Raw genomic sequence first — 5,122 nt, 5'->3', positions numbered from 1 at the left:
AAACCCTTTTTACATCAAATATAGTTTTAGCTTCGATAGCTCTTATTTTGCTTATATCGAGTATCGCGCTCGGCTACGTAAGCAAGAGCAAATACAACAACATCAACGAGATGCAGAATACAGTCGATTATCTAAAATCACGGGGTGGAAGCCTGATGATAACGACATGCGATGGCAAGCTGTGCGCCCAAATAGACCCGAATTATATGAACAGTTCATACGAAACACGAGATACGAAACAACCGCTAATGATCGTGAAAGAGGTGCGTTAAATGAATCTCGAAGTACAGTTATTGAAAATTATCGAAGAACAGCAGAATCAATTGAAGCAACAACAGCAAGAGCAAGAGAAAGCATTGCAACTCATTCAACAGCAATCAGCGACTATCGAGCAGTTAAAGAGTTACACGAACACTTTAAACGAGAAGCACAGCGAAGCAGTGAAGATCGTACAGAAATATCAGCAGATCGTGCGGAATCTATCAGAACAAACTATCTCAGCAAATTTTTCACAAACCATTCAAGAGAACTTGAAAGTACAGCTACAAACACGTTTGAGCGATTTAGTGCAGAACTTACAGATAGAAAGCCAAGTCAAAACTTTAATAGTGAATACCTTGCCGAATTTGGTCCAAGCCGAGATAGAACAGCAATTGAAGCCGATGACAGAGCAAATAATCAAGAGAATGACTTCAGTAGAGCAATATCAACAAAAATTAGCGGAATTAATCCAACAGATCTCTTCTCGGCTTTAGATCAACTGGATCAGCGAAGAGAGCTGCAACGAGCGCAAGAACGTAAAAATGATCGTGGCTATGATTCACCAAGTCCATTTTGATGCTTTCTTTTTCTGCGTAGCATTGCATTTGCAATGCTGTACTCGAAAAAAAAGCATCACAAAATTGGCACAAGTTAAAAATCGGTTGTACTTGATATTTAACAGAATCTTAGATAACCATTGCGACACTATGTCGCACTATTTTGTTTTTAAAATCAGTTATTTGACACACATTCAAAAAGATGTAATATTTTCAATAGACGAAAAAAAACAGGTTGGCAGACCTGTTCTTTCTCGGAATTTTAATATAAATGCTTGAAAACACTAAAATTAAAACACCTGAATCTGTCTTAATTTTAGCAGTGTTTGCAAGCTTTGCAAGCGGTTACTGTTATAAATGAATAAAATACAGTCTCAAATTGAGCTATTTCCTAGCTTTATCGGCAACTTACCGACCAAGCCATACTGTACGGATGATCTGAGCACAGGTCTAAAAATACGTCCGAGAGATACAGCACTGGCATTCAAGTACATTCAGCCAAATAGTCCGTTTTATCAGTATTACTTTGTGCTTGATCTCGACTATGAATCAGCCCTGAGTGAAATTTTATATTCGCTTGATGGCGTACCGATGCCGAATTTTGTTGCTGAAAATCCTCAAAATGGACGATTACACGCATTTTTCGAGCTAAAAACTCCAATTTATACAACTGATGCAAGCAGACAGAAGCCAATCATGCTCGCAAATGCCGTTTATTTGCGTTTACGCGAGCTTTTTAATGCTGATGTTGGATACTCAGGATTAATCAGTAAAAATCCCATGCACGAGCAATGGCGCACGTACAGCATAAGAAAAAGCCCATATTCGTTGAATGAACTCAGTTCAAAATTAGATATTGATTGGAACGAAGCCAAAAAAGTTCCAAAACAAGACGAAGCAGTAGGGCTTGGACGTAATTGCTACATTTTCCATACTGCACGTCATTGGGCGTATGTTGAGATCAGGAAATATCGAGGTAAGGCTTACAACGTTTGGTTGCAAGGCGTAATTGATCATTGTTTGAAGCTCAATGAAGGCATGACTGAGTCAATGGAATACAACGAGATTAAAGGCATTGCAAAGAGCATAAGCCGTTATTGTTGGAAAAAAGATGCTTATTGCTATCAGGAATTTATAGATCGCCAGAGTCGAAAAGGGCGATTAGGAGGAATTAAAAGTAATTCCTCTAATGGTGGATATGCTAGATCGCAGAAGTATGATGAAAAAAGAATATTAGCCCTGAACTTAAAAAAGAAGGGTGCTAGCTCTACTGAAATTAGTATGCAAGTTGGTGTTACTACCAGAACACTCCGAAATTGGTTTAAACAACATGAAAGCTAAAGATCTTTTCCAATATTCTCTATTTCCGTTGAGATATTAAAAATATAGTCATCAATTCTTTCTGAATAGTTAATTCTTTCATCGTTCCCCTTATGCCCCATAACTTGATTGCAGTATCTATCAAACTTTTGACAAAGATGATTCATTTCAACATCTGATAAGGTTGATAGAGGGGAGTTAAATGCTTTGCTTACAAGGGTATTATGGAAGTTCCAAATCTCCTCGGACGTTGTATATAACTCTTTCTCTGCAACGATAATGGCGTGATTTAACTTTCTTAAATTATCTTTTTGATATATAGAGAGTTTAACTGCTAGATGTTTTAATTCATTAAATTCTTCAAAGATTTCATATGATTTTTTAAAAACTTTAGGGAAAAAACTCTCAATAGCTGACTGATCTATATCGATCATTGTGACATCTTTAATGTAGTAATCTTGAAATAAACTATGATCACCATATTCGCGGCTAAGATGCCATTTTTTTTGAATATTTCTAGTACTATCAAGCATTGCTTCAACAGTTTTATGAGCGTTTTTATAATTTTCCGCTTCTCGCCAAGATTGGAAACCTATTATTGCGATTAGTGGTGTTAATACATAAGAAGTCGTTGTAACAATAGTATTCAAGTTATCTGTTTCAAAAAGGCAAATAGAATACTGTGCTTGGCAATTAACGAAGAACTGGAATACCCCACAGATAACTAAAATAACTAGATAAACAAGTAAGTAAATTCCAATTTGCTTCTTGGACTTTTTTATAAAGTTCATACGATATTTATTAAGAAAAAGCGGAAAGTGCAAGCCTAAATCAGATAATAGCCCTGTGGGAGATTTTCTTTTCTTTAATTTTAAAAAAACTCTTATTAAAGGAGTTAGCAACGGTTGTGGGCAAAGACAAAACCTGTGCATCAAACCTGTTGGTAAGTGTGGAAATAAATCTTTGATTTATTCCGCATCTTATCAATAGTGTTTGTGCATAGATTAGTTTTGTTGTTCGCTTGCGATTGTCCATAACCTTGCAACGACTCAACCTCCAATTCACAGCTAGCATTTTGTTTTGTACTTCAACATTTGTACCAAATATTGAACGCACGAAAACAAAATGCTATCGTAAATTGAGCAAGCCTACCCCGTAGCCACAAAATCAAGCATTGCTACGCAATTTTGATTTTCTGTCACGGGGGCTTGTTAGGGGTTTCACCCCTAAGACCCCAACCACGAATCCAATGTTTGGAAATGTCATGGCAAAGAAAGAATTAAAAACCGAAGTTAAACGTCTACGTTTAACGGAGTTAGAAGCCAAACAATTAGAAAAATATTTAGATGATCATGACCTGCAATTTAGTGAGTTCGTGAATGCTTTGATTGGTCAAAAAGTTATGTCCGAATTTCCAACTGTGTCAGCCGAATCTTTGGACGTTTCAATTGAGCCAAAGAAAAAGCGAGAGCAAATCAAACAACCACCAAAAGCAGACCCAGCATTACTTTTTCAAATTGGTCGAATCGGGAACAACCTCAACCAATTAGCCAAATCTTTAAATATTCTCAGACAAGACCCGAATGCTATTTCTAAGTTTTCATTTCTTGAATGTTTCCATGCCCTGAGTCAAATGCAAAATGACTTACATCATTGGCTTGGTCAGCTTCCGAAAATTGAACGAAGCCCAGAAGCTGTAAGCCGTGCAAGAGAAAGAGCTTTGAAAAAAGGGAGGGCTGTGGATGTACATTAAATTTCTTAAGCATGGAAAAGGCGACCCTGCAAAAGCTGCAAGTTATTTAATTGATGAAGTTGATCACCTCAACCGCCCTCGTCCTGATGTTCAAGTTTTGAGGGGAGATCCGCAGACGTTTACTGCTATTGCTGAATCTATTCAAAACGAATGGAAATATACGAGCGGAGTTATAGCGTGGTCGAAAGATGATGCCCCCACTAATGATGAAATTGACCAAGTTTTAGAAGCATTTGAAAAGCATGCCTTTGCAGGCTTAAAGCCAAACCAGTATCACTTCACAGCCGTTTTGCATGAAGAAGATGATGGCTCCAAGCATGTGCATTTTTTAGTGCCGCGTGTTGAATTGGATACAGGAAAAGCCCTCAATATTGCGCCCCCAGGACATGAGAAATATTTCGATCCTCTCCGGGACTACTTCAATTATTCAAAGGGATGGTCAAGACCTGATGATCCCGCTTTAAAGCGTGATACACAAACCCCTGATCACATTCATTTTCAAGACAAATCAGCAGTACGAGCAGGCTTAACAGGTAAAACTAGGAAAGATATTCGTGAAGTAATCGGAAGCTATATAGAACAACGTGTTGAACATGGTTTTATTAGAAATAGAAAAGACGTTTTAGAGGCAATTTCAGAGCTTGGTCAGGCAAAACCAAGCGAAAAATATATTTCATTCAAATTAGATGGTGCAGACAAAGCGATAAGGCTAAAAGGTGCATTTTATGAGTCAGACTTTAATATCAAATCTTACTTTGAAGATCGAGCAAGAAAAGCAAATGATGCAAGAGCATCAGGCGAATATCGAGTTGTTTCACCAGAGCACAGAGAGCTTGCTGAACAGTGCAGAACAAAGTCTGAAAAACTTGCAAATAAACGTGCAACGTACAACGGAGAACGCTATCAATCAGATGGCAGAAGCCAAGTTGAGCCTAATTTCAGTCCAAACCGAGAGCCAGAATTTAGCCCAGTCTTTACAACAGCAAACGAAAGAAACAGCCAATCTTTTGAACAAACAGGCACAGCAGCTCAAGCAGTTAAAAGCCCAGTCAGATCAATTGAACAGTATGAGCCAAGGAATAGCCGAAACAGCCAAGATCAAAAAAACCCTTTTTACATCAAATATAGTTTTAGCTTCGATAGCTCTTATTTTGCTTATATCGAGTATCGCGCTCGGCTACGTAAGCAAGAGCAAATACAACAACATCAACGAGATGCAGAATACAGTCGA

4 protein-coding genes and 1 pseudogene are annotated in these 5,122 nt (G+C 37.9%); 4 read left to right on the top strand and 1 reads right to left on the bottom strand.

From position 1 onward, the window contains the following. A pseudogene (locus tag FTU91_RS15575) lies at positions 1–838 on the top strand (hypothetical protein); the annotation flags it as partial. 337 nt (positions 839–1,175) lie between these two features. Continuing rightward, the gene (locus tag FTU91_RS15570; RefSeq protein ID WP_180082793.1) at positions 1,176–2,159 is read left to right on the top strand and encodes a replication initiation protein; all 984 of its coding nucleotides are present in this window, start codon (positions 1,176–1,178) and stop codon (positions 2,157–2,159) included. On the opposite strand, the gene FTU91_RS15565 is transcribed toward FTU91_RS15570, so the two are convergent. Then, complete coding sequence (locus FTU91_RS15565) at positions 2,156–3,040, bottom strand: hypothetical protein (protein ID WP_180082792.1); 885 nt, start codon at positions 3,038–3,040, stop codon at positions 2,156–2,158. The genes FTU91_RS15570 and FTU91_RS15565 overlap by 4 nt on opposite strands. A 362-nt stretch (positions 3,041–3,402) precedes the next feature. Here FTU91_RS15565 and FTU91_RS15560 point away from each other — a divergent pair, with 362 nt between their 5' ends. After that, the gene (locus tag FTU91_RS15560) at positions 3,403–3,891 is read left to right on the top strand and encodes a MobC family plasmid mobilization relaxosome protein (protein WP_257221770.1); all 489 of its coding nucleotides are present in this window, start codon (positions 3,403–3,405) and stop codon (positions 3,889–3,891) included. Continuing rightward, positions 3,881–5,122, top strand: a 1,242-nt coding sequence (locus FTU91_RS15555) for a relaxase/mobilization nuclease domain-containing protein (protein WP_180082790.1), incomplete at its 3' end; no start/stop codon positions are given. The genes FTU91_RS15560 and FTU91_RS15555, both read left to right, overlap by 11 nt.

The sequence above is a fragment of the Acinetobacter sp. YH12201 genome (assembly GCF_013418145.1).
GTDB lineage: Bacteria > Pseudomonadota > Gammaproteobacteria > Pseudomonadales > Moraxellaceae > Acinetobacter.
This window is presented reverse-complemented; position numbering and strand designations above follow the sequence as displayed.

Coding starts and splice junctions, on each gene's coding strand:
- FTU91_RS15560 (WP_257221770.1), top strand. CDS start 3,403: ATGGCAAAGAAAGAATTAAAAACCGAAGTTAAACGTCTACGTTTAACG.
- FTU91_RS15570 (WP_180082793.1), top strand. CDS start 1,176: ATGAATAAAATACAGTCTCAAATTGAGCTATTTCCTAGCTTTATCGGC.